This window comes from Streptomyces sp. NPDC051364 (assembly GCF_040682115.1).
Classification (GTDB): domain Bacteria; phylum Actinomycetota; class Actinomycetes; order Streptomycetales; family Streptomycetaceae; genus Streptomyces.
Map to the genome: position 1 here is coordinate 1 of NZ_JBFBAH010000031.1, position 23051 is coordinate 23051.

21 protein-coding genes and 2 pseudogenes are annotated in these 23051 nt (G+C 72.1%); 12 read left to right on the top strand and 11 right to left on the bottom strand.

The window, feature by feature from the left end; translation table 11 throughout:
• Positions 1 to 623: 623 nt before the first annotated feature.
• Together AB0M76_RS35615 and AB0M76_RS35620 are read right to left on the bottom strand one after the other, a co-directional pair.
• Positions 624 to 1418, bottom strand: a complete 795-nt coding sequence (locus AB0M76_RS35615; protein WP_365956896.1) for a hypothetical protein — start codon at positions 1416 to 1418, stop codon at positions 624 to 626.
• Positions 1376 to 2068: a hypothetical protein gene (locus AB0M76_RS35620; protein ID WP_365956897.1), complete on the bottom strand. Its 693-nt coding sequence runs from the start codon at positions 2066 to 2068 to the stop codon at positions 1376 to 1378. The genes AB0M76_RS35615 and AB0M76_RS35620 overlap by 43 nt, the downstream gene beginning before the upstream one ends.
• Positions 2069 to 2590: 522 nt before the next feature.
• On the opposite strand from AB0M76_RS35620, the gene panD reads away from it, so the two are divergent.
• From panD to AB0M76_RS35635, 3 genes are read left to right on the top strand one after another with little or no spacing between them, the layout of a single operon-like run.
• Positions 2591 to 3010 (top strand): aspartate 1-decarboxylase, encoded by a 420-nt coding sequence (gene panD, locus AB0M76_RS35625; RefSeq protein ID WP_328619672.1) that lies wholly within the window; start codon positions 2591 to 2593, stop codon positions 3008 to 3010.
• Positions 3011 to 3025: 15 nt separating this feature from the next.
• A complete protein-coding gene (locus AB0M76_RS35630) occupies positions 3026 to 3379 on the top strand; it encodes a GNAT family N-acetyltransferase (RefSeq protein ID WP_365956898.1) in 354 nt (117 codons plus the stop codon).
• On the top strand, positions 3373 to 4041 hold the full coding sequence (locus AB0M76_RS35635) for an arylsulfatase (RefSeq protein WP_365956899.1): 669 nt from the start codon (positions 3373 to 3375) through the stop codon (positions 4039 to 4041). Before AB0M76_RS35630 ends, AB0M76_RS35635 begins: the two co-directional genes overlap by 7 nt.
• Before the next feature lie 419 nt (positions 4042 to 4460).
• On the opposite strand, the gene gndA is transcribed toward AB0M76_RS35635, so the two are convergent.
• Entirely contained in the window at positions 4461 to 5903 is a 1443-nt protein-coding gene (gndA, locus tag AB0M76_RS35640) for an NADP-dependent phosphogluconate dehydrogenase (RefSeq protein WP_365956900.1), read from the bottom strand.
• Positions 5904 to 6089: 186 nt separating this feature from the next.
• Here gndA and AB0M76_RS35645 point away from each other — a divergent pair, with 186 nt between their 5' ends.
• Entirely contained in the window at positions 6090 to 7379 is a 1290-nt protein-coding gene (locus AB0M76_RS35645; protein ID WP_365956901.1) for a transglycosylase family protein, read from the top strand.
• A 24-nt stretch (positions 7380 to 7403) separates the two neighbouring features.
• Here AB0M76_RS35645 and AB0M76_RS35650 read toward each other — a convergent pair.
• A pseudogene (locus tag AB0M76_RS35650) lies at positions 7404 to 8216 on the bottom strand (DMT family transporter); the annotation flags it as partial.
• A 246-nt stretch (positions 8217 to 8462) separates the two neighbouring features.
• Between AB0M76_RS35650 and AB0M76_RS35655 the strand changes: the two are divergent.
• On the top strand, positions 8463 to 9956 hold the full coding sequence (locus AB0M76_RS35655) for an SDR family NAD(P)-dependent oxidoreductase (protein ID WP_365956902.1): 1494 nt from the start codon (positions 8463 to 8465) through the stop codon (positions 9954 to 9956).
• 106 nt (positions 9957 to 10062) lie between these two features.
• On the opposite strand, the gene AB0M76_RS35660 is transcribed toward AB0M76_RS35655, so the two are convergent.
• Positions 10063 to 10590 carry an HD domain-containing protein gene (locus tag AB0M76_RS35660; RefSeq protein WP_365956952.1) on the bottom strand — a complete coding sequence of 176 codons (528 nt, stop codon included), beginning with the start codon at positions 10588 to 10590 and terminating at the stop codon, positions 10063 to 10065.
• Positions 10591 to 10933: 343 nt separating this feature from the next.
• Between AB0M76_RS35660 and AB0M76_RS35665 the strand changes: the two genes are divergently transcribed.
• Together AB0M76_RS35665 and AB0M76_RS35670 are read left to right on the top strand one after the other, a co-directional pair.
• Positions 10934 to 11110: a hypothetical protein gene (locus AB0M76_RS35665; protein ID WP_365956957.1), complete on the top strand. Its 177-nt coding sequence runs from the start codon at positions 10934 to 10936 to the stop codon at positions 11108 to 11110.
• 184 nt (positions 11111 to 11294) lie between these two features.
• Positions 11295 to 12278, top strand: a complete 984-nt coding sequence (locus AB0M76_RS35670) for an NAD-dependent epimerase/dehydratase family protein (protein WP_365956903.1) — start codon at positions 11295 to 11297, stop codon at positions 12276 to 12278.
• On the opposite strand, the gene AB0M76_RS35675 is transcribed toward AB0M76_RS35670, so the two are convergent.
• Genes AB0M76_RS35675 through AB0M76_RS35685 form a run of 3 tightly spaced genes read right to left on the bottom strand, consistent with a single transcriptional unit; the run spans position 12264 to position 15120 of the window.
• Entirely contained in the window at positions 12264 to 13703 is a 1440-nt protein-coding gene (locus tag AB0M76_RS35675) for a lipase maturation factor family protein (protein ID WP_365956904.1), read from the bottom strand. The two genes, AB0M76_RS35670 and AB0M76_RS35675, sit on opposite strands and share 15 nt — an antisense overlap.
• A 20-nt stretch (positions 13704 to 13723) precedes the next feature.
• Positions 13724 to 14257, bottom strand: a complete 534-nt coding sequence (locus AB0M76_RS35680; RefSeq protein WP_365956905.1) for a DUF1990 domain-containing protein — start codon at positions 14255 to 14257, stop codon at positions 13724 to 13726.
• The gene (locus tag AB0M76_RS35685) at positions 14254 to 15120 is read right to left on the bottom strand and encodes a YndJ family protein (protein ID WP_365956906.1); all 867 of its coding nucleotides are present in this window, start codon (positions 15118 to 15120) and stop codon (positions 14254 to 14256) included. Before AB0M76_RS35685 ends, AB0M76_RS35680 begins: the two co-directional genes overlap by 4 nt.
• Positions 15121 to 15378: 258 nt before the next feature.
• Between AB0M76_RS35685 and AB0M76_RS35690 the strand changes: the two genes are divergently transcribed.
• The 4 genes from AB0M76_RS35690 to AB0M76_RS35705 all read left to right on the top strand — a co-directional run bounded on the left by AB0M76_RS35690 (position 15379) and on the right by AB0M76_RS35705 (position 20103).
• On the top strand, positions 15379 to 16632 hold the full coding sequence (locus AB0M76_RS35690) for a DUF6777 domain-containing protein (RefSeq protein ID WP_365956907.1): 1254 nt from the start codon (positions 15379 to 15381) through the stop codon (positions 16630 to 16632).
• 7 nt (positions 16633 to 16639) lie between these two features.
• Positions 16640 to 18703, top strand: a complete 2064-nt coding sequence (locus AB0M76_RS35695; protein ID WP_365956908.1) for a SpoIIE family protein phosphatase — start codon at positions 16640 to 16642, stop codon at positions 18701 to 18703.
• 93 nt (positions 18704 to 18796) lie between these two features.
• Positions 18797 to 19657, top strand: coding sequence for a DNA-formamidopyrimidine glycosylase family protein (locus tag AB0M76_RS35700; protein ID WP_365956909.1), 861 nt, complete (start codon positions 18797 to 18799; stop codon positions 19655 to 19657).
• Between the two features lie 26 nt (positions 19658 to 19683).
• Positions 19684 to 20103: a hypothetical protein gene (locus tag AB0M76_RS35705; protein WP_365956910.1), complete on the top strand. Its 420-nt coding sequence runs from the start codon at positions 19684 to 19686 to the stop codon at positions 20101 to 20103.
• 36 nt (positions 20104 to 20139) lie between these two features.
• Here the strand turns inward: AB0M76_RS35705 and AB0M76_RS35710 are convergent, their stop codons facing one another.
• Together AB0M76_RS35710 and AB0M76_RS35715 are read right to left on the bottom strand one after the other, a co-directional pair.
• Positions 20140 to 20604: a hypothetical protein gene (locus AB0M76_RS35710; RefSeq protein WP_266672520.1), complete on the bottom strand. Its 465-nt coding sequence runs from the start codon at positions 20602 to 20604 to the stop codon at positions 20140 to 20142.
• A gap of 225 nt (positions 20605 to 20829) precedes the next feature.
• A complete protein-coding gene (locus AB0M76_RS35715) occupies positions 20830 to 21369 on the bottom strand; it encodes a sigma-70 family RNA polymerase sigma factor (protein ID WP_266661536.1) in 540 nt (179 codons plus the stop codon).
• A 265-nt stretch (positions 21370 to 21634) separates the two neighbouring features.
• On the opposite strand from AB0M76_RS35715, the gene AB0M76_RS35720 reads away from it, so the two are divergent.
• Complete coding sequence (locus AB0M76_RS35720) at positions 21635 to 22843, top strand: CapA family protein (RefSeq protein WP_365956911.1); 1209 nt, start codon at positions 21635 to 21637, stop codon at positions 22841 to 22843.
• A 37-nt stretch (positions 22844 to 22880) separates the two neighbouring features.
• On the opposite strand, the pseudogene AB0M76_RS35725 reads toward AB0M76_RS35720, so the two are convergent.
• A pseudogene (locus AB0M76_RS35725) lies at positions 22881 to 23021 on the bottom strand (universal stress protein); the annotation flags it as partial.
• Positions 23022 to 23051: the final 30 nt, after the last annotated feature.

Below are 23051 nucleotides of genomic sequence, written 5' to 3' on the forward strand. Positions count from 1 at the left end.
CCCACACGCCTCTGGCGCCCCCGTGACATCGCTTCTCACTTCGGCGACATCACCATGGAGACCATGTACCGGCAGCTCTCCAGATGGGCCGAGACCGGCCTCATCCACAAACTCGGCCCCGGCCTCTACGCCGCCACGGCATGGACCCCAACACCCCTTGCGTGACCTGCGAAAACGTTAACTACCCGGCCTTGGGTCAAGGCCCGATACGGAGATGGGTGACGTGCCGACCAGGTGCGGGTCGGCTGACGGTCGAGGAGCGGTAAGAACAGCTCGATGGTGCGGGTGGCTCTCGCCATGTCCCAAAGGACGGACATAGGCACGACTGGGTGGAAGAGCAGGGCAAGGCGGGCACCCCGGAGCGTGGACGGCAGCTGCGGCGTGCACGTCTCTATCGTGAACGGAGGATGGGGTGTTGCTGCCTCCCCAGGGACACGGTGACGGGCGTGAGGTGCTTGGTGCCAGCAGCTTGCCGCGTACACAATGTCACCGTGCGGGCCGGTGTTGTGTGGTGCGGCGTCGTTCCGTCGATCGTGGTCCCGAGTGCGTCCAGGAGGAGGGCGCCCCGTGCGGCCGCTCCGGCGGAACGGGAGCGTGAGCGGCCGCTGTTGATCCGCCGTGGATCAGGAACCCGGAACGTCGAACAAGGGCGGCTGTGAGGCAGGCGGGACGTAGGAGTTCACCTTAGGTCTCTTCTTCGTGCTGCGGTTGCGGGCGCGTGTCGCCCGTGCACGGGGCGTCTCCTCGCTGGTTTCGAACCCCAGCACGACGCTGTACCCCTCCCGGGCACGCTGCAGCCCGAAGTCCCGCAACTGCTCGATGCTGGTTCCCACAGTTCCGACCAAGCCGTGCTTCACCAAATCCGCGAACTCCGAGCCGACGAGGTAGCGGCCCACCCTCTCGTAGCTGAAGATGCGCCCACCCCTACTTCCGAGCGTGCAGTCGTCGTTGAGGAGAACGCGGGCGTACGAGACGGGAATGTACATGCCGTGGGCCAGCTCGGAGGTAGGAGCTGTTGACTCCCGCCAGTGTGCGAACTTCAGGAAGCACGAGTCCTGCGAGAGGCGCCACTCGTGGGAGCGTGCAGGCTTCGAGCTGAGCTTTGCAACCTGGTCCAAGCGGTCCATCTGGTCCAGGAGTTGCTTGTTCACCCGGTATTCCTTGTTCCGGGAGCCCAGTCGTTTGTACTGGACGAGGACGAAGCTGTGGCTGGGGTGGTGGTAGTAGATCATGTCCGTGCCCAGTCGGCTCTCGACCGGAGTGGCATTGACGTTGACGACCTCGAGGCGGCGTCCGCTGGAGTCTTCCAGCACGTGAATGTCACATCGCACGTCACTGAGGCGTCGCCAGTCGTCGAAAAGCGGAGCCTCGCTGCCTAGGCCGGCCCGTACGTCGTGGTCGATGAGGCTGTTCTCCACAGCTCTGGGATGAGCCCCGCGAGGTACGGCGCATCCCGTGAGGCGGGGCGTCCCCAGGCCGACAGCGCGGAGTGAGGGAAATCGGTAACCCGAGTGAGGGACTGAGCCGCGTCTCTCTGTTCCTGCCACGCACGGTCCGCCGCGTCCTCGACATCGAAGCGGACCGGGTTGAGATTGGCGAGCAGCCACTCGATGTACGGGGCCAACTCGGGGCGACTCCTCAGGATCGCTTCCTGGAGAGCCTGCCAGGTTGTCATGCCGCAGTGTCCCGCGCTTCCGGAGAGGGCCTGCTCCACGTGGGATCGATGCGTGGAGGAAAGGGAGGCCAAGATCCCGTCGGGACCATCCAGAGGCACGGGCCGCGGACATCTGCGCATGGGCTCAATGGTGATGCTGCTGTCGACCGGTCCCACGGTGTTGAAGCGCTGAACCGATCCGACCCAGGTGATGAAGCGGCCGTGTTCGGAGAACTCCCTGCGGCTGTTGCTCGTGGGATAAGTCCGGTTGTCGCACACCAGAATCGCTAACCGGGTACCGGTGTCTGACGTGTCGAGCCCTGTGGGCAGCCCTTTCGTAAAGCGTTCCGTGATGAGCCAGTCGGATTCGTTCTCGGCCATCTGGGCCGAGGTGAGGGTCACTATGTACGTCACGAGCGGACTCTATCGACGCCGCCTTGACAGCAAGCGCCCGCCCGGCCCGGCAGGCGCTGCGCGGGCGCGCGGGGCTGAGCCGGGTCCAGTTCGGGGCCGGGACGATTGAGCCAGTACCGTCTGCGGCGAGCGAAGGACTGGTGGAAGTGCGTCATCGCAGTACCGCAACTGGCCCGGATGCAGAGGGTGCGACCTGCCTTGCGATGACCGGTTGCTTGATCAGAGGTGCCCCCGGGGGGAAGCGAGTCGGCCTGAGCCCTCCCAATCTGCGTGACGTGCCGTCAGGAAAGTCAGCATCTGGTCAGCATCGGTCCCCCCACGTTCCGAAGTGGCTGTCCGATGCGACGCCTGGTCGGCGGCGTCACAACAGCCGTGGTGCCCACGGAAGTGCAGGCCAGGAGCCGTCTCGTCAGAGGCAGTCGATTTTCTTTATGATCTCCGATCTGACGCCTGCCGGTGTAGAGTGCAGGACGCCCTTGACCTGCAGAAAGCTGGCAGGGAGCCGTCTTCTAGGAGTTCAAAATGCTGCGCACCATGATCAAGTCCAAGATTCACCGGGCCACCGTCACCCAGGCCGACCTGCACTACGTCGGGTCCGTGACCGTCGACGCCGATCTGCTCGACGCGGCGGATCTGCTGCCCGGGGAGCTCGTCCACATCGTGGACATCACCAACGGGGCGCGGCTGGAGACGTACGTCATCGAGGGCGAGCGCGGTTCCGGGGTCATCGGGATCAACGGCGCCGCCGCACACCTCGTACACCCCGGGGACCTCGTCATCCTGATCAGCTACGCACAGGTCGAGGACGCCGAGGCGCGGGTGTTGAAGCCCCGCGTCGTGCACGTCGACGCGGACAATCGCATCATCGAGCTGGGCGCGGACCCGTCCGCCCCGGTGCCGGGAACGGACCAGGAGCGCAGCCCCCACGCGGTGGCTGTCTGAGGGGAGTCGGGGACCATGTCGCAGACCGGGGCCATCGAGTTCAAGGACGATCGCAAGGCCGGACGGCTGCTCGCCGTCGAGGACGGTGAGGTGGTCGGCCTCATCGCGTACTTCGTGCTCGACGCGGCGCCCCACGCCCTGGTGGCGGTGCACACCATCGTCGAGCCGGGGCACGAGGGGCGGGGCATCGCAGGGGACCTGGTGAAGGCCTTCTACGGGATCGCCGCCGCCGAGGGGGTGCCCGTGGTCCCGCTGTGCCCGTACGCGGCCAGCTGGGCCGGCCGCCACCCCGACCAGGCGCCCGAGGCGCCGGCCGGGGTCGTGGCGGCGGCGAAGGCGCAGCTCGACGGGAGCCCCGACCTGTGGTGACCGAACCGGCGAACGCGACGCACCCGACGCACCCGCCGAGCCTGACGCTGCTGCACACGTCGCCGGTCCACGTGCCGGTCTTCGAAGCCCTGCGGGACCGGGACCACCCCGGCGCGGTGCTGCGCCACCTCGTGGTGCCGGAGCTGCTGGACCGGGCCCGTACGGAGGGCCTGGACTCGGTGGTTCCGGACCTGCGGGAGCTGCTGGCCGGCTCCGGCGGCCCGGTCCTCGTCACCTGCTCGAGCATCGGCGGCGTCGCGGAGTCCCTGGCCCCCGAGCTGGGCGTGCCGGTCCTCCGTGTCGACCGTCCGATGGCGGCCGAGGCGGTCCGCACCGGCCCGCGCATCGTGGTCCTGGCCACCGTGGAGTCGACACTGGCCCCGACGGTCGCCCTGGTGGCGGAGGAGGCTGAGCGGGCCGGCCGCCCGGTGTCGGTCCGTACGCACCTGGTCGCCGGGGCCTGGGACCGCTTCGCGGCCGGGGACACCGCAGGCTCGCTCGGCCTCGTGGCCGAGGCGGCCGACGCCGTCACCGACGCGGACGTCATCGTCCTGGCCCAGGCCTCGATGGCCGACGCGGCGCCCCTGACGGCGACTCCCACGCCGACCCTCTCGAGCCCGGCCGCGGGTCTCGCGGCGGCGCTCCTCGCGCAGCCCGTGTGACCTGACGGCGGGGGTCGCCGCCCGGTGGCCCCGTACGCCCGGTGAACGAGGTCGCCGGGCGTGCGGGGCCGGATCAGGGGAAGGTAGGGCATATGGTGCGAAACGAAGAACAGACGCAGCCGCCCGTCCCCGGGCCGGATCCTGTGCCGCCCACGCCCGGGCCGCACCCCTTCCCGGACCCCGAGCCCATTCCGCGGCCGGTGCCGCCCGTACCTGCGCCGGTGCCCGAGCCCGACCCGGTACCGGCGCCGCCCGGGCCCGCGCCGATCCCGCAGCCCGGGCCGCTGAGCAGGGGCCGCTGAGCAGGGACCGGGCGCGGAGCCGGGCCGCACGGAACCAGGGAACCAGGCCGTACGGAACCAGGCCGTACGGAGCCAGGCCGTACGGAGCCAGGCCGTACGGAGCCAGGCCGTACGGAACTAGGCCGTACGGACCTCGGAGCGGTCGCCGCTCCAGAGGGTGTGGAACGAGCCCTCGCGATCGGTGCGCCGGTAGGTGTGCGCCCCGAAGAAGTCCCGCTGCCCCTGGGTGAGGGCCGCCGGGAGCCGCTCCGCGCGCAGCGCGTCGTAGTACGCCAGTGAGGCCGCGAACGCCGGGGCCGGGATGCCGTGGCGCACCGCCGCCACCAGGACCTCCCGCCAGTCGTCCTGCGCCGCGCCGATCTCCTGCGCGAAGCCCGCGTCCGCCAGCAGGCTCGGCAGGTCCGGCTGTGCGTCGTACGCCGTGCGGATCCGGTCCAGGAACGCCGCCCGGATGATGCAGCCGCCCCGCCACAGCGAGGCCACCGCGCCCGGGTCCACGCCCCAGCCGTACTCCTCGCTGCCCGCCAGGATCTGGTGGAAGCCCTGGGTGTACGAGACGATCTTCGAGGCGTACAGGGCCTGCTCCACCTTGGCGGCGAAGGCATCCGCCGCCTCCGCCGAGAGCGGCGCGGCCGCCGGGCCCGCGAGCCCCCGGGATGCCGTACGCAGCTCCGCGTGGCCCGAAACCGAACGGGCGAAGACCGCCTCCGCGATCCCCGACACCGGCACGCCCAGGTCCAGCGCGATCTGCACGGTCCAGCGGCCGGTGCCCTTCTGCTCGGCCGCATCGGCCACGATGTCGACGAACGGGTGCCCGGTCTCGGCGTCGGTGTGGGCGAGCACCTCCGCCGTGATCTCGATCAGGTACGAGTCCAGCCGGCCCCGGTTCCACGCCCGGAAGGTCTCCGCGATCTTCGCGGGGGAGTAGCCGGCGACCTCGCGCAGCAGGTGGTAGGCCTCGGCGATGAGCTGCATGTCGGCGTACTCGATGCCGTTGTGCACCATCTTGACGAAGTGTCCGGCGCCGTCGGGGCCGACGTGCGAGACGCACGGCGTGCCGTCGGAGGCCTTCGCCGCGATCTTCTCCAGCATCGGACCGAGGGAGGCATACGACTCGGCGGAGCCGCCCGGCATGATGCTCGGGCCGAGCAGCGCACCCTCCTCGCCGCCCGAGATGCCCGCACCCACGAAGTGGATGCCCTGCTCGCGCAGCTCCTTCTCGCGCCGCCGGGTGTCCTCGAAGTGCGCGTTGCCGCCGTCGATGACGACGTCGCCCGGCTCCAGCAGCGGGGCGAACTCGCGGATCACCGCATCGGTCGGCTCCCCGGCCTTCACCATGATGATCAGACGGCGCGGCCGCTCCAGCGCGTCCACGAACTCCTTGGCGGACTCGGCGGCGACGAAGCTCCCCTCGTGCCCGAACTCCTCCACCAGGGCGGTGGTCTTCGCGGCCGTGCGGTTGTGGACGGCGACGGTGTAGCCGTTGCGGGCGAAGTTCCGGGCGAGGTTGCTTCCCATCACCGCGAGCCCGGTGACGCCGATCTGGGCCGTGCTGCTCATGCGTGCGCTCCTGAGTGCTTCGATGTGCGGGTGGGAGCGACGCTACATGGGCAGAGATGCCGCAAGCCGTCCCGCCATGCGAATCAATGTCAACTTCCCCCGGTGTGGGCCCTGTTGCGCCCCTTGTCATGCTCTGATCGCGCCGTTAAGTTGTGCGGTTCCTGATGTCTTCAATGGGGGGCTCCCATGGGTGTACGGGGTCGGCACCGCCGGTACCAGCCGAGCAGCATCAACCGCGCCTCGCTCGCCGTCACCGCCGGTGGCGCCGGGCTCGCACTCCCTCTGATCGGTGCCGGAACCGCCCACGCCGCCTCGGTGGACACCTGGAACAAGGTCGCCGACTGCGAGTCCACCAACAACTGGCACGTCAACACCGGCAACGGCTACTACGGCGGACTCCAGTTCAGCCAGAGCACGTGGCGCGCCTTCGGCGGCACCGCGTACGCCGCCCGCGCCGACCAGGCCACCAAGGACCAGCAGATCGCGGTCGCCGAGAAGGTCCTCAAGGGGCAGGGCCCGCAGGCCTGGCCTGTCTGCGGGAAGCAGGCCGGGCTCTCGCGCAGCGGCCCGGCGCCCGCCGTCTCCCCGCAGGGCCAAGGCCAGGGCCAGGGCGTGAAGGTCCAGGTCCACGTCCAGGAGGCGAAGCCCGCCGCCCCGCAGACCACCACGCCCCGCCCGACCGGGACTTCGGTCCTGCCGAACCCGTACGTCGTCGCGCCCGGCGACTCCCTCTCGGCGATCGCCACGAGCCAGCACGTCGAGGGCGGCTGGCAGGCGCTGTACGAGACCAACCGGGCCACCGTGGGCGGCAACCCGAACCTGATCTTCCCCGGCCAGCGGCTCACCCTGCGCATCACCGCCGCACCGGCCCCGCCGACGGCGCCGCCCGCGCAGAACCCCGAGAAGCCGCCGCGGACGGCCGAGCCGGTCAAGCCCGTGGAGCCGAACGCGCAGAAGCCGGCGGAGAAGCCTGCCGAGAAGCCTGCCGAAAAACCGGCGGAGAAGCCGGCCGCCAAGCCCGCCGAGAAGCCCGCCCCCGCACCCGCCTCAGTGCAGCAGAAGCCCGCCTCGGGCGGCTTCGTCGCCCCCGTGGACGCCGCCATCGGCACCTCGTACCACATCGCGGGTTCCTCCTGGTCCAGCGGCTACCACACGGGCGTCGACTTCCCGGTGGCCACCGGGACCTCCGTCAAGGCCGTCGGCCCCGGCGAGGTCGTCTCCGCCGGCTGGGCCGGTGCGTACGGCTACCAGGTCGTCATCCGGCACGCCGACGGCCGGTACTCCCAGTACGCGCACCTGTCGGCGCTCGGGATCAAGGCCGGGCAGCAGGTCTCGGGCGGCCAGCGGATCGGCCGCTCCGGCTCCACCGGCAACACCAGCGGACCGCACCTCCACTTCGAGATGCGCACGTCCCCCGGCTACGGCTCCGACATCGACCCGCTGAAGTACCTCCGCGGCCGCGGCGTCAGCATCTGACCCCCGTACGTGCGGCGGCACGACCGTGAGCAGGATCAGGCCGGCCGCCGCCACCACGGCGCTCGCCAGTGCCGCCGCCGTGCCCGCCGCCCCGTACCGGAAGCCCTCGTCGAACACGGAGATGCCGACCGCCGCCGCGACCACCGGGTTCACCACGGTCACCGTGGCCAGCGGCGCGGTCAGCCCCGCGCCCCGGTAGGCCGCCTGGGAGAGCAGCAGCCCGCCGGAGGCCAGGACGGCGATCGCCGCAAGATCGGGCCACAGGGAGCCGAGCGTGCCCGGGGTGAAGTCCTCGGCCACCGACTTGGTGAACACGGAGGCCATGCCGAAGGCCGTACCGGCCGCGGCGGCCAGCAGCACGCTGCGCAGCACCGGCCGGTGCATCCGGTGTGCCGCCACGAAGAGCCCGGCCACCCCGGCCCCGGTGACGATCAGCAGCAGGCTCCGCTCCCCGCCCATCAGCGGCTGGTCCGTGTCGCCGTCCCCGCCCGTCAGCGCCAGCAGCCCGGCCAGCCCCACCGTGGCCAGCACCGCGCCGCGCCAGGCCGCCGCACCCGCCCGGCGGTGTACGAGGACCGCCGCCATCGGCAGCGCGAAGACGATGGTCAGCGCGCCGAGCGGCTGCACCAGGCTCAGCGGCCCGTACGCGAGGGCCACCACGTGCAGCAGGGCGCCCAGGCCGTTCAGCCAGACCGCGAACCACCAGCCGGCCCGGCGCAGCAGCACGTACGGGCGCTCGGGGGTGCTCGCCGCGACCTGTTCCTGGACGATCGCGCCGCCCGCGTACGCGACCGCGGACACCAGGCAGAGCAGGACCGACAGCGCTAGGGCACTCATGAATTCCACAATGCCCGACCTGAGCTGCCTATTCCTCCCCCTACAGGTGGTCACCAGTCATACCTCGGGCATACACCGAAAGGAGTACAGGCCCGCCGGCCCCTGCCCAAGGTAACGGCCCTGTAGCGGTGCGTGAGACGCGGGAGAACGGGTTTGGTTCCGGGCGCGTCGGATCCGTACAGTGGCGGTTTTGGGGACTTCCGCAGCAGACGTCTGCGGACGAGTGATCAAGGAACGGCAGCGGCCATGACGGTGACCGAAGACAACCACGTGACCGGGGACGACCACGGCTACGGGCCGGGCATCGACCCCGACCGGCTGGCCCTCTGCCTCAGCGTGCTCGACGAGCTGGACAAGCTCGACGTCGACCACCCCGACGCCATCACCGTACGCCGCGCCACCGCCGGCCTCTACCGCACGGTCAAGCAGCGCCGCCGCCAGGAGCGCCGCGCTGCCAAGACCGCCAACGACAAGGCCGTCACCGAGGCGACCGCGACCGGCTCCGCCGAGCGCATCGACGACGAGACCGAGGGCATCCTGCCGTCCTCGGTCACGGAGGCCGGCCGGATCGCCGGGATACTCCAGCGCCCGCGCTCCTGCTACATCTGCAAGACGCGGTACGTCGAGGTCGACTACTTCTACCACCAGCTCTGCCAGGAGTGCGCCGGCCGCAACCGTGCCAGGCGCGAGGCCCGCGCCGACCTCGCCGGCAAGCGCGCGCTGCTCACCGGCGGCCGGGCCAAGATCGGCATGTACATCGCGCTGCGGCTGCTGCGCGACGGAGCCCACACGACGATCACCACCCGCTTCCCCAAGGACGCCATCCGCCGCTTCAAGGCGATGGACGACTCGGCGGACTGGATGCACCGCCTGGAGGTCGTAGGACTCGACCTGCGCGACCCGGCCCAGGCCGTGGCGCTCGCCGACCAGGTGGCCGAAGCCGGTCCGCTCGACATCCTGATCAACAACGCGACGCAGACCGTGCGCCGCCTGCCCAGCGCGTACGCCGCGCTGGTCGAGGGGGAGAGCGCCGCGCTGCCGGCCGGTGAGCTCCCCGCTCACCACGTCATCGGCGCGTTCAACTCCGGTGCGGTCGACGGCCTGGCGGCGCTGCCCGTCGGCGTCAGCGGGCTCGATGCGCAGAAGGTCGCCGACCTCGCCCTGGTCGCGGGCAACGCCAGCATCGAACGGCACCTCGACGGCACCGCCATCGACGCGGGCGGCCTGCTGCCCGACGTCGTCGACACCAACACCTGGGTGCAGACCATCGACCAGATCTCCCCGGTGGAGCTGCTCGAGACCCAGCTGTGCAACTACACGTCGCCGTTCATCCTGATCAGCGCGCTCCGGCCGGCGATGGCCGAGGCCGCCCGCCGGGCGTCCAGCGGGCGTGCGTACGTGGTCAACGTCTCCGCGATGGAGGGCGTGTTCAGCCGCGGCTACAAGGGCGCCGGGCACCCGAACACCAACGCCGCCAAGGCCGCGATGAACATGGTGACGCGGACCAGCGGCCAGGAGATGTTCGAGAGCGACCGCATCCTCATGACCTCGGTCGACACCGGCTGGATCACCGACGAGCGCCCGCACTTCGATAAGCTCCGCCTGGCCGAGGAGGGCTTCCACGCCCCCCTCGACCTGGTCGACGGTGCGGCCCGGGTCTACGACCCCGTCGTCCGCGGCGAGGCCGGCGAGGACCTGTACGGCGTCTTCCTCAAGGACTACGCGCCGGCCAACTGGTAGCCGGCCCGGGCGGCCTCGCGCCGCCCCCGGGGCCCGCCGCCCCGCGCCACCGCCTGCCGTACGACCGTGCCCCGGCCCCTCCCGAGAGGGCCGGGGCACGGCCGTTTCACGGCGTGCGCTCGTACGCCCCCGCCGCGACCAGCTCCAGGACCGGACGCCAGTCCTCCATCACGCCCGCGTCGAGCCCGACGACCTTGCCCGCGTCATCCGCTTGGCGCAACGTCACGGCCGCCTCTGCATCCGGGTCCGCCGCGAAGGCGCGGACCTCCGCCTCGTCCATCAGCCCGCCCTGCGCGCGCAGCGTCAGCGCGCTCTGCGGGGACAGCGCCCGATCGGGCTCGACGGCCGCCAGATAGCGCTTGGCCGGCACGTGCAGCCGTACCAGCCGGGCCACCCGTTCCCCGAGCAGCGGACGGATCGCCTCCGCCGCATGGTCTGCATGGCCCGCGTCGTCCCCGGGGAAGAGCAGATGACCCAGGTCGTGGACGAGGCCGGCGACCTGGAGCTCCTTGTCGAACGGATGCGAGCGGCGCAGCAGTGCAGCAGTCTGGAGCCCATGATCGTGCAGATCGACCGGGTCTCCGCTGCGGTCGGGCGTGTCCCACGCCCCGCGGCACGCGAGCAGCAGCTCCATCAGCTCCTCGATGCTGTCGACCCTCGGCACCCCCGGCACTCCGGACCTCGCCACCGCCGCTCCTTCCGCCGCCCGTACTCCAGTCGTGCTGCTCCGGTCGAGCAGACCACCCGTCACGGGCACCCCGGCGTACGGCTTCCTGAACTCGCGGAGAAATCAAGCCGTCGAGTGGATTTTGCCAGTCTATTGAGCAGGGACGCGCTCATATGTGTACTCTGAGTGGCACAAGACGGCCGCATCCAGGCCACGCTCCACCAAGGCGCCACCGCGTCCGGAAACCCTTTATCCCTTGTGCCCGGCGCGCGGCTCGCCCTCCGGGTTACGCGACACAAAGGAGTGCGCGGTGACAGACACGACGACGAAGTCCGACGAGACGCTGGGAGAGCGCCCGGCAGCGCGGGTCCGCCCCCACACGGACGAACTCGGCAGCCTCGAAGTCTGGGCCCGGTCCGCCCCCATCCGGCTCGCGGGCTACGAGGACGACCTGGCGGAGTCCCACATCCTGCCCGGCATCGACTGACCCCCACGACGTCACGCAGCGCCCCCGAGCCGACCGGCGACGGGGGCGCGGTGCTGAGCCCGCGGCCCACCGCCCCGACCGTGCGGGACGCGTGGGAGGTTCCCGTTCCCCGTACGCCATGAGCGTCATCGCTGTGGGCGATCAAGACTTCCGGCCGGCCTCCGCTCCCGGCACGCTGGCCTGCATGAAGCTACTGATGCTGGGCGGTACCGAATTCGTCGGACGCGCGATCACCGAGGACGCCCTGGCCCGGGGCTGGGACGTCACCGTCTTCCACCGAGGGCACCACGCACCCCCGCCGGGCACCTCCGCCCTGCACGGCGACCGCACCGCGCCCGGCGGGCTGGACGCCCTCACCACGGGCGAGTGGGACCTCGTCGTCGACACCTGGGGCGGCGCCCCGACCGCCGTGCGCGACAGCGCCCGGCTGCTGAGCGGCCGGGCCGCGGGGTACGCGTACATCTCCAGCCGCTCGGTGTACAAGTACCCGGCCCCGGCGGGCCTGTCGGAGGACGGCCCGCTGGTCGACGGCTCGGCCGACGCCGACAGCACCGCCTACGCCGAGGACAAGCGGGGCGGTGAGATCGCCGCCGTCGACGCCTTCGGGGACCGGGCCCTGCTGGTGCGCGCCGGCCTGATCATCGGCCCCTACGAGAACGTCGGCCGGCTGCCCTGGTGGTTGAACCGGACCGCCCGCGGCGGCCCCACCCTGGCCCCCGGCCGGCCGGAACTCCCGCTCCAGTACATCGACGTACGCGACCTCGCCGCCTGGACGCTGGACGCCGCCGAGGCCGGGCTCGGCGCCCCGTACAACGCGGTCTCCCCGCCCGGTCACGCCACCATGGGCAGCCTCCTCGAAGCCTGCGCGGCCGTCACAGGCAACGCCGCCGAGCTCCGCTGGACCGACCAGGCCCGGATCGAGGAAGCCGGCGTACAGCCCTGGACCGAACTGCCGATCTGGCTCCCCGTGGGCGAGATACACGACTACATGTTCGGCGGTGACGTCACCAAGGCGCAGGCGGCGGGCCTGAAGTGCCGCCCGGTCGAGGAGACCGTGGCCGACACCTGGGCCTGGCTCCGCTCGCTCGGCGGCGCCGCACCGCAACGCTCCGACCGCCCGGCCCCCGGTATCGACCCCGAACGCGAGGCGGCGCTACTCGGGCTCTGACCAGGACGCTTCGGCGAGGCGGGTCGGCGGGAGGTACTCGCGGAGCAGCCTGCGGTGCCACCAGGCGCCCGTCTCGCGCAGCTCCCGCCAGGTGGTGAACCGGTAGCGGTACAGCCTGGCCCGCACGTACACCGGCGGGGCGTCCGGGAAGGGGTTGTGGCGGATCAGCCGCAATGTGTCCCGGTCGCCGGCCAGCAGCCGCTCCACGAACGGCCCGAACCAGTCCCGCGCATAGCCGGGGGACAGTGCCGCGAACCACATCAGCCAGTCCAGCCGCAGATGGTACGGGGCGAACTGGCGCGGCATCCGGCGCAGATCACCCGGTTTGCCCTTGAACCCGTACTCCCGCCACGCGCCGTCCTCCCGCGGCACCCGGTCCGCGGTGCCCTCGACCACCACCTCGTCCCGGATCCGGCCCACCGTGCCGAAGGCCCCGTACGTGTTGACCAGGTGGAGGGGGTCGAAGGAGCGGTTCATCACCTGGCGCCGCGAGATCATGTTGAGCACCGGATGCCGGCTCAGCACCAGCACCAGCACGGTCACCGCGCACACCAGGACCGCGAACCAGACGGGCGCCGGGCGGGACGCTGCGGCCGGCGGCGGCCCGGCGAGCCCCGTGAAGTCGACCGCCGGCAGGGCCGCCGTGATGGTGATCCAGTTCAGCCAGGCGAAGTTGCCCGACAGCACCAGCCACAGCTGCGTCGCCACGATGATTCCGGCGGCGTACGAGGCCACCGGCTGCGGAGTGAACAGCAGCACCGGGACCACCAGCTGCGTCACGTGGTTGGCCGCGCACTCCACCCGGTGCAGCGGTTTCGGCAGATGGTGGAAGAACCAGCTCAGCGGCCCCGGCATCGGCTGCGTCTCGTGGTGGTGGTAGAGGCAGGTCAGCTTGCGCCAGCACGAGTCCCCGCGCATCTTGATCAGCCCCGCGCCGAACTCCACCCGGAACACCACCCAGCGCAGCAGCCACAGCACCAGCACCGGCGGCCCGACCCGCGCATTGCCGAGGAAGACCGCGAGGAAGCCCACCTCCAGCAGCAGCGACTCCCAGCCGAAGGCGTACCAGGTCTGCCCCACGTTCACGATCGACAGGTACAGCAGCCACAGCAGCGCCCACATCCCCATGGCCGCGCCCAGCGGAACGAGGTCCCCCACCCCCGCGGCCAGGGCCGCGGCCACCGCGGCCCCCGCCCAGGCGCAGCAGGCGAAGAGCCGGTCCGAGTAGCGCAGTTGGAACAGGCTCGGGGCGTGTTTGAACGGCACGTACCGCACATAGCGCGGCACGGGCAGCATGCCGTGCGCCCCGATCAGTGCCCGGAACTGCAGGGCGGCCGCGACGAAGGCGAAGAGGTAGACGCCGGCGAGGGCCCGCTGGAAGACCAGCCGGCCCAGCCAGTAACCGGGCGCCGTGAACCAGTCCATCCCCTCCAGTATCGGGCGGATCAGGCCGCGGCGGCCAGCTTGCGCACGGTACGGCCGAGCCGGCGGGCGTAACGGAGCTGGAGGAAGGGGATCACCGGGCCGGCGAGCCGGGTGTACCAGGTGCCCGGGCGGCTGAAGGCGGTCACCTCGAACCACACCGTGCCGTCCGGGTCCCGGAGCACCATGAAGGACTCCTCCCCGCACTCCGGGTGGCCGGCGAGCGTCCCGTACGCGAAACCGACCCGGTGGGGTTCGTAGGCGGTCCAGATCACCTCGCACGGGGCGTCGATCCGCAGCCGCCCGAAGCCGATCCCGACCACCACCCGGCTTCCCGGGCGGACGGCGCCGTGGCCGGCCCGGACCAGCATGCCCGAGGCCCGGTGGGCGCCGAAGGTGGTGACGGCGGTCCCGGCGGTCTCGAAGACGGCCTGCCCGTGGCCGATCCGAGTGCGGTGGTGCAGGTGGTGGTATCCGGCGGGCAGCGGCCGCCGCCGCGTCGCACCCCGGTCGGGGTAGTTGACGGTGTCACGGCCGGCGCTGATGAGGCGGGTCATGGCGTGATCTCCATTCGGTCGACGGTCAGCCGGCGCCAGGCCAGCACCGAGCACAGGGCGAAACCGAGTGCGTTGCCGAGGCCGTGGGTGGCGGCCATCCAGGTCAGGGTGGGGTGCGTGATCCCGGTCGCCTCGCCGGCCGCCCACCACAGGGCGAGCAGCATCGTGGCCACCAGGACCGCGGCCGAGATCGCGAGCAGCGCCCCGGTGGTGCGGTCCCCGGCGGCGGGCCGGATCTCCCGCCAGGTCAGCAGTGCCACCGCCCACATCCCGCCGGTCAGCACCACCGCGCCCACCAGCTCCGCCCAGTCGTCCACGAAGTAGCCGAGGAGGACCAGCAGGGTCCCGGCAGGGACGCTGTACGCCGCCCAGCGCGACAGTGCCGTGCCGTGCGCGGGCGTGGCGGCCCGGCACACCAGACCGGCGACCAGAGCGGCCGTGAACCCGGCGAAGTGGAAGTGCGGAACGGTCAGCGCCAGGATGTCCAGGTCGAAGCCGAACAGCCGGTACCCGGCGCGTTCGGCGACGAGGGCGGTCCCGGCGACCGAGGGCGAGACCAGCGCGGTGAACACGGCGATCTCGGCCGGCGCGGGCGTCCGCGTTCCGGCGGCCGGCAGCCGCAGGGCCCGCAGCAGCCGGGCCGGGGCCCGGGCGGCGAGCGCCAGGGTGGCCGCTGCGTACAGTGCGGCGAGCGCCGTTGCGGCGGTGCCGCGCGGCAGCCAGAGGCACAGGGCCCCGGGGGCGGCGAGCAGGGGCCAGATCCGGGCGATCCCGCGCAGCCCGGCCGGGTCGATCAGGCGGAGGCCGGCGGGGACGACGTAGAGCATGCCCAGGGCGACGATCAGATGCACCAGTACCGTCACCGTGGACTCCCCTCCGGACGCGGCCGAACGCTTTGAACGCGTTCAACTCACGGTCGTGACCATACGAGGTTCCTTGAACATGTTCAAGACGCGGCCCCGGTTCCGTCCCGGCGCTCCGGTTGCGCCCCTCCCGCGGATGCGGCAGACAGGAGGGAGCAACCGGGGCGAAAAGGGAGAATCAACGTGCACGTACGGACACCCCGTCAGACGCCGCGTCGTCATACACCAGCCCGCGCAGCCCTCTTCACACTCCTCGGTGTGCTCGCCGCAGCCTGCGGCAGCTCCGAGGAGCCCAAGAGCGCGCCCGGACCCGAGAGCCACGAGGTCCTGCTCCAGCCCGTGGCCACGGCCGGGCCCGACCCCTTCACCACCTCCTCCGCCACCCGCGAGTCCGCCCCCGCGCAGCCCCCGCTGCCCAACCCGACCGGCCAGGGCATCCGGACCGTCAATGCGGCCACCCCCGGCCTGTACGGCGGCACCCAGCGGCTGGGCAGCTGCGACGTGGAGCAGCAGCTGCGCACCCTCACCGAGGACGACGCCAAGGCCAAGGCTTTCGCCCAGGCCGCCTCCATCGAGACCGCGAAGATCCCCGAGTTCCTGCGCGGCCTCACCCCGGTCGTGCTCCGCGCCGACACCCGGGTCACGAACCACGCCTTCCGCGACGGCCGCGCGGCCGGCTTCCAGTCCGTCCTGCAGGCCGGCACCGCCGTCCTCGTCGACGACCACGGCATGCCGCGCGTCCGGTGCGGCTGCGGAAATCCGCTGCTCGCGCCGCGCGCCTCCAAGGGCTCCCCGGAGCTCAAGGGGGACCGGTGGAGCGGCTACCAGCCCCAGCAGGTCATCGTCATCGAACCGACCCCGAACGCGATCAAGAGCCTGGTCATCGCGAACATCGCCGACAACACCTGGCTCGAGCGCAAGACCGGCGACGACGGCGCCCAGGACCGCACCCCGCAGGTGGTGCCCGCGTACGACCCGGCGGACGGCATCCCCGTAGGCCCTGTGACCGCGCCCAAGGCCGCGTCGGCCGAGCCGTGCGCCCCGCCCGAGACGGACAACGATGCGAACGCGGGCACGAACAACCCGGCCCGGACCGCGCCGCCCGCCCCGCCCGCCCCACCGAAGCCGCCGGGCGGTTCCACCGGGGTCCCCGCCCCCCAGGCCACGGACTGCGTGCCGCAGGGCGAGCAGGCCAGGCCGGACCGGCCGGAGGCGGGCACGCAACCGGCCCCGCAGCGGCAGCAGCCCGCGCAGCCGCCGGCGCGTCCGCGCTCCGATGCGCCCGGGAACCAGCCGGGCGACGTCCCCCCGGACGCCCTCTCGGACGTCCCCTCCGGCCTGCCCCCGCAGGTCCCGGCCGACCCGGGGATCCCGCCGGAGTCCGACGGCCCGATGCAGCCGCCGAACGCCCCGTACGACGCCGACGACCCGTTCGCCCCGCACGACCCCTTCGGCGCCCCGGATCTGCGGCAGCCGCTCGCGGCTGCCGCCCGCTCGTTGGAGAGCGCCTGACCGGCCCGTGTGTCATGGTGGATCGGTGCCGACCACCGTATCGCTGCCGGACGACTGGCCCGCACACCCGGACCGGTCGCTCAAGCTGAACCGCATGGGCAGTTTCGACTGGGACCTGGACACCGGTCTGCTGCACATGGACGCAGCGGCCCTCGACGTCTACGACATGACGCCCGAGGAGTACGACGGACGGCCCGAATCCCTCGCCCCGCGCGTCCCGCCCACCGAGGCGGTCCGGCTCGACGGCCTCGTCTCCAGCGCCCTCAAGAGCGCCGAGGACAACTACGGCGCCTACTTCCGGATCCGCTGCCAGGACGGCCGGCTGCGCTGGACGCACACCCAGGGCCGCGTCATGCGCGGCCCCGACGGCCGCCCGTTCCGGATCATCGGCATCGTCCGCGACGCCACCGACGAGCTCAGCCACTCGGCGGAACGCCTCGGCCTCGACGAGGCGCGACGCCGGCAGACCTCCGTGGTCGAGAGCACCACCGCCGCGCTCGCCCACGCCCGGACCGTGCAGGACGTCATCGACGTCATCGGCGACGCCCACGGCCTGGAGCGGCTCGGCTCCATGGGCATGGTGATGGGCCTGGTCGAGGCAGGGCGGATCCACCTCGTGGCCGAGGGGCCCGCCGACAGTTTCGTACCCGGCACCCGGTACACCCGGATCGACGAGCAGTACCCGATGAGCGAGGTCGTCCGCTCGCTGCAACCGCGCTTCCTCGACTCCGCGGAGGAGTTCGCCGAGGGCTATCCCGACCTCTGGTCGAGGATCTCCACCATGCAGATCTCGGCGGCCGCCTACCTGCCGCTGATCGCCCAGGCCCGCCCCATCGGCGCGATCGGACTGCTCTACCAGGACAAGGACGGCTTCACCCAGGACGAGCGGAACCTGTTGGTCGCACTGGGCAGCAGCATCGCGCAGAGCCTCCAGCGGGCGATGCTGCTGGAGCAGGAGCACGACCTGGCGGAAGGCCTCCAGCAGGCGATGCTGCCGCGCCGGATCCCCTCGGTGCCGGGTGCGGAGATCGCCGTACGGTACCGCTCCGCCCGGATGGGCCAGGACATCGGCGGCGACTGGTACGACGTCATCCCGCTGCCGGGAGGCCGGGTCGGGGCGGTCATCGGCGACGTCCAGGGCCACGACACGCACGCCGCGGCGGTCATGGGCCAACTGCGGATCGTGCTGCGCGCGTACGCCGCCGAAGGCCACTCGCCGGGCACCGTCGTGGCGCGGGCCTCGGTGTTCCTGCACGAACTCGACACCGACCGCTTCGCGACCTGCACGTACGTGGAGGCCGACCTCACCACGGGCGTGCTGCAGCTGGTCCGGGCCGGGCACATCGACCCGTTGCTGCGCACCCGGGACGGCGACTGCCGGCGGCTGCCGGTGGAGGGCGGGATGCCGCTGGGCCTGTCGGCGGAGTTCGGCCGCCTGGAGTACCCGGTGACCACCGTGGAACTGGACCCCGGGGAAACCATCCTGCTCTGCACGGACGGCCTCGTGGAGCATCCCGGCGCCGACCTGGACGACGGGATCCAGCTGCTCACCGCGCTGGTCCGGAGCGGACCGGCGGACCTGCCACGGCTGGCGGACCGGCTGTGCGGGGTGATCGACGAGCGGGGCGGCGACGACGACATGGCGCTGCTCCTGCTGCGCCGCCAGGCGGAGGAGGCCCCGCAGGGCGGCGGCCGCCTCCAGCAGCACGTGGCCCCGGGAGACCCGGAAGCCCTGGTCGCGGCCCGCCACATGGTCGGCGCGGCGGTCCGGTCGTGGGGCGCGCGGGAACGGTCCGACGAGATCGAGCTCGTCGCGGACGAGCTCATCGTGAACGCCCTGATGCACACGGACGGCCCGGCGATCGTGACCCTCCGGGTCCTGCCGGGCGCGCAGCGCAGACTCCGTGTCGAGGTCGAGGATCGCTCCAGCGCGCTCCCGCGCCGCCGCGAGGCGGGCGAATCGGGCGTCTCGGGCCGCGGCCTGATGCTGGTGGACCGCCTCGCGGACGTCTGGGGCGTGGAGTCCCGGGGCAGCGGCAAATGCGTCTGGTGCGAGTTCACGATGTCCTGACCTCCACCACTGCCCGGGCCCCAGCGGCGCAGGCCCGGTGCGCAGCTGCCGGTTCGGGTCGCCGGGGCGGGGCTCGCGCGGCAGGCTGGGTGCATGCCCGAGCTGCCCGAGGTCGAGGCCCTGAGGGAGTTCCTCGACGAGCACCTCGCCGGGCGGGTGGTGGAGCGCGTCCTCCCGCTCGCCGTCAGCGTGCTCAAGACGTACGATCCGCCGCTCACCGCCCTCGAAGGGCAGCCGGCCGGGTCCACCTCCCGGCACGGCAAGTTCCTCGCGATCCGGATCGGCGAACTCCATCTCGTCACCCACCTGGCCCAGGCCGGCTGGCTCCGCTGGCAGGACACGCTGCCCGAGCGGCCGCCGCGCCCCGGCAAGGGGCCGCTCGCGCTGCGCGTCGTCCTCGAGGGCGGCGGCGGCTTCGACCTCACCGAGGCGGGCACCCAGAAGCGCCTCGCGGTGTACGTCGTCCGCGACCCCCAGGAGGTGCCCGGCATCGCCCGCCTCGGCCCCGATCCGCTCGCCGAGGACTTCGACCGCGACGCGTTCGCCGCGCTGCTCGCCGGGGAACGGCGGCAGATCAAGGGTGTGCTGCGCGATCAGGGCGTCATCGCGGGGATCGGGAACGCGTACAGCGACGAGATCCTGCACGCGGCGAAGGTCTCACCCTTCAAACTGGCCGCCGCCTTCGACGAGGAGCAGGTCACCCACCTGTACGAGGCCGTCCGGCGGACCTTGCTCGAGGCCGTCGAGCGCGCGCATGGCGTGGCCGCCGGGAACCTCAAGGCCGAGAAGAAGAGCGGGCTGCGGGTGCACGGCCGGGACGGTGAGCCGTGCCCGGTGTGCGGGGACACCGTCCGCTCGGTGTCGTTCGCCGACTCCTCGCTCCAGTACTGCCCCACCTGCCAGACCGGTGGCAAGCCGCTCGCCGACCGCAGGCTGTCCCGTCTCCTCAAATGACCTCCCCCTGCGTAGACTCCGGCCCCATGGCCGAGCAGCAGCCGCAGCACCAGCAGCCGCCGTCGCCGCCCCGGCGGGAGATCGTCACGGGCGTGCCCCGGGGCGCCCGCCGCCGCCCGCCCGCGCACACCCCGGCCCGTTCGGAGATCTCCGAGCAGACCACCCTGGGCGCCACCTATGTACGGGCCCTGATGCGCAGCCAGCTCCGGGCCGGGCTCGGCGCGCTGGGCGCCCTCGCGCTGCTCGTCGGGACGCTGCCGGTGCTGTTCGCGCTGCCGCGCTCCGCGTCGGGGCCGCCGGTCTGGGTGGCGCTCGGCCTGGTGGTGTACCCGGTGATGTGGCTGATCGCCCGGTGGTACGTCACCCGGGCCGAGCGCAACGAGGCCGATTTCACCGGCCTGGTGATGGATCCCGCCGAGGCGCCGGGCCCGCACCGGCCCGTCTGAACCGGGAGGTTCCCGCTTCGGAGCAGGTGCCCCGCGTCAGAACAGGTGCATCGCCAAGTGGCCCAGCGGCAGCCCGAGCTGCCAGGCCGGGGTCCACACCCGAGCGTTCTCGTCCAGGCCCAGCGGGGTGTCGGCGTGGCCGTGCCGGCCCGGGTCGAGGTTGGTGGCGAAGAGTTCGGTGCGGTCCAGCCAGCGCCAGGCCGCCCGGGCCAGTTCGAGGTCCGGGTCCTCACCGGTGCCGCGTTCCCTCGCCTCCTCGCCCAGTGCGAGGAACCGGGTGTGCACCCAGTCCCGCCAGGGGTGCCCGTACGCCGTCAGCGACAGCCATTCGTCGAGCTGCGAGACCACCCGGATCCCGGAGAGCTCGCCGGCCGCGTCGGAGAGGTAGATCGTCAGCGCGAGCGTGTCCCGCCCGGCGCGGAACTCCAGGGTACTGACCGGGATCAGCCGGCCCGTGCGCAGCAGTTCGTCGGCGATGTACTCCGCATAGAGCCATGCCATGGGCACCGCGAGCCCGCCGTCACTGGTGCCGTTCGTACCCTCGGGCTGCACCGTTCCACCTTCTCCCGCGCGTCGAGCTTCCCGTCGTCAGTCATGAGCCTTCACCGAGCGGCGCGCGGAACGGGGGATGTTTACCCAACTTGAACGCTCTGAGGCCGATTTCGATGTGCTTTGTGTCCGATCCGCGTGCATTCGGTTCGTTCGCTGCGTGGTTCCCCCCGGTGCTCAGGCGCCGAGGTCGTACCCGTACCCCTGGAGGCCCTTCTTCAGGGCGCGCAGTGCGTAGTACGTACGGGATTTGACCGTTCCTGCCGGAATCCCGAGTTCCGCGGCCGCCTCGGCCACCGAGCGGTCCTGGAAGTAGACCTGCATCAGCACCTCTCGGTGCTCCGGCCCGAGCGAGCCCACGGCCCGCCGGACATCGATCGCCGTGACCGAGCCGGCCACCGCGTCCTCGGGCGCGGGCGCCTGCTCCAGCCCCTCCGGGTCCACCTCCTGTGGCCGTGACAGCCGCGCCCGCCGGGCGTCGATCGCCAGGCGCCGCGCCACGGTGAACAGCCAGGGCCGCATGGACTCGTGGTCGCTCTCCAGCACCTCCGGGTGCTGCCAGGCCCGGACCAGGGTCTCCTGCACGAGGTCCTCGGCGCGCTGGGAGTCGCCGGCCGTGAGGCCGAGCAGGAAACCGAACAGGGCCCGCCCGTGGTCGCGCTGGAGTTCGGCCAGCGCCTCGGGATCCGTGCGCAGGAGGGTGGGGGAGAGGGGCACGAGTGGCTCCTTCCTGGGTCCGTTCGGGTCCGACGGACTCACCCTCACCTGCACGGAGCGCCCCGGGAACCGTCCGGTCCCGGCGTTGCGCCCAAGCACCCCGGTCATCCGGTGGGCGGCCGCGCCCGGCGGTGAACGGTCGAACGGCGCGGCGAACGGCCGCCCGGGTGAGGCCGGGCGCCCCTGGAGCCGTTCCCCGACTGGTGACGTCCACCTCCATGGATTAGAGATGGTCGGATAGTCCTACTAATGAGAGCTGGCCCAGATGACCAAGCACACCCGGCAGGCCCTCGCGCTCCTGTCGGCTGTCCTCATGGCGGCGGCCGCCGCAGGCTGTTCCGCCGGGAAGGAGCCCGCGCCGGCCCGCCTCGGCAACTCCCCCACCCCGGCGCCGTCCAGCGGCTCCGGGTCCAACGCGGCCCAGGACGGTGCCGCGAAGGGCTTCACCCTGGTCGCGACCGGCGACGTGCTGCCGCACGACTCCGTCATCAAGCGGGCGGCGGCCGACGCGGACGGCGACGGCCACGACTTCAGGCCGATGTTCTCCCTGGTCAAGCCGGTGGTCTCGGCCGCCGACCTGGCCATCTGCCATATGGAGACCGTGTACGGGGAGGACGGCGGACCGTTCACCGGCTACCCGGCCTTCCAGTCCCCGCCCGAGGTGGCCGACGGACTCAAGGACGCCGGGTACGACGGCTGTTCCACCGCCTCTAACCACACCCTGGACGCCGGGGCGGAAGGACTGAAGCGCACCCTCGACAAGTTCGACAAGGCCGGTCTGAAGCACGCCGGTTCGGCCCGTACGGCGACCGAGGCGGCCACGCCCACCATGTACACGGCGGGTTCCGCGAAGGTCGCGCACCTGGCGTACACGTACGACACGAACGGCTACCCGCTGCCGGAGGGCCAGCCGTGGGCCGTCAACCTGATGGAGAAGGACAGGATCATCGCGGATGCGCGGGCCGCCCGGAAGGCGGGCGCGGACGTGGTCCTGGTCAGCGTGCACTGGGGCACGGAGTGGCAGACCGAGCCGGACGAGAAGCAGCTCGCGCTCGGCAAGGCGCTGACGGCCTCGCAGACCGGCGGGCGCCCCGACATCGACATGATCCTGGGCACGCACGCGCACATCCCGCAGGCCTACGAGAAGGTCAACGGGACGTGGATCATCTACGGCATGGGCGACCAGGTCGCCGGCGAGATGTTCAACTACTCGGGCGCGCGGGACATGCGCGGCAACTACGGCTCGATCGGCCGCTTCACCTTCGCCCCGCCGGCCGCCGCGGGCCGGCGCTGGCAGGTCACCAAGGCCGAGTTCGTCCCGCAGATGATGGACCTGTCCGCCGGCAAGGTCGTCAACCTGCCCGCCGCCCTGGCGCGGTCCTCGGACGGGGAGTACGAGGAGGCGCAGGACGCCATCAGCGAGGCCGTCCTCAGCCGCGGCGCGGCCAAGGACGGCCTGGCGATGGCCAAATAGCCGCCGCCCCTGGCCGCTCCCTGCCACCGCCGGCCCGTCACGGAACCACCGTGACGGGCCAGCGGCCCGCCGTGACCGGGCGGCCCGCCACCGAGCCGACGATGCGGTGCCCGGCCTGCTCGGAGGCGCCGACCACCACCGCGTCCGCCGTCAGCTCCTCCGCCGCGCTCACCAGGCCCGCTGGGAGGTGCCCCCACCGCGTTGTCTC

Bases quoted from the DNA above. Each gene is read 5' to 3' on its own strand.
- AB0M76_RS35670 (WP_365956903.1), top strand. From the start codon at position 11,295: ATGAAGCTACTGATGCTGGGCGGTACCGAATTCGTCGGACGCGCGATC.
- panD (WP_328619672.1), top strand. From the start codon at position 2,591: ATGCTGCGCACCATGATCAAGTCCAAGATTCACCGGGCCACCGTCACC.
- AB0M76_RS35675 (WP_365956904.1), bottom strand. From the start codon at position 13,703: ATGGACTGGTTCACGGCGCCCGGTTACTGGCTGGGCCGGCTGGTCTTC.
- AB0M76_RS35710 (WP_266672520.1), bottom strand. From the start codon at position 20,604: ATGGCATGGCTCTATGCGGAGTACATCGCCGACGAACTGCTGCGCACG.
- AB0M76_RS35705 (WP_365956910.1), top strand. From the start codon at position 19,684: ATGGCCGAGCAGCAGCCGCAGCACCAGCAGCCGCCGTCGCCGCCCCGG.
- AB0M76_RS35630 (WP_365956898.1), top strand. From the start codon at position 3,026: ATGTCGCAGACCGGGGCCATCGAGTTCAAGGACGATCGCAAGGCCGGA.
- AB0M76_RS35660 (WP_365956952.1), bottom strand. From the start codon at position 10,590: ATGGAGCTGCTGCTCGCGTGCCGCGGGGCGTGGGACACGCCCGACCGC.
- AB0M76_RS35680 (WP_365956905.1), bottom strand. From the start codon at position 14,257: ATGACCCGCCTCATCAGCGCCGGCCGTGACACCGTCAACTACCCCGAC.
- AB0M76_RS35700 (WP_365956909.1), top strand. From the start codon at position 18,797: ATGCCCGAGCTGCCCGAGGTCGAGGCCCTGAGGGAGTTCCTCGACGAG.
- AB0M76_RS35720 (WP_365956911.1), top strand. From the start codon at position 21,635: ATGACCAAGCACACCCGGCAGGCCCTCGCGCTCCTGTCGGCTGTCCTC.
- AB0M76_RS35655 (WP_365956902.1), top strand. From the start codon at position 8,463: ATGACGGTGACCGAAGACAACCACGTGACCGGGGACGACCACGGCTAC.
- gndA (WP_365956900.1), bottom strand. From the start codon at position 5,903: ATGAGCAGCACGGCCCAGATCGGCGTCACCGGGCTCGCGGTGATGGGA.
- AB0M76_RS35645 (WP_365956901.1), top strand. From the start codon at position 6,090: ATGGGTGTACGGGGTCGGCACCGCCGGTACCAGCCGAGCAGCATCAAC.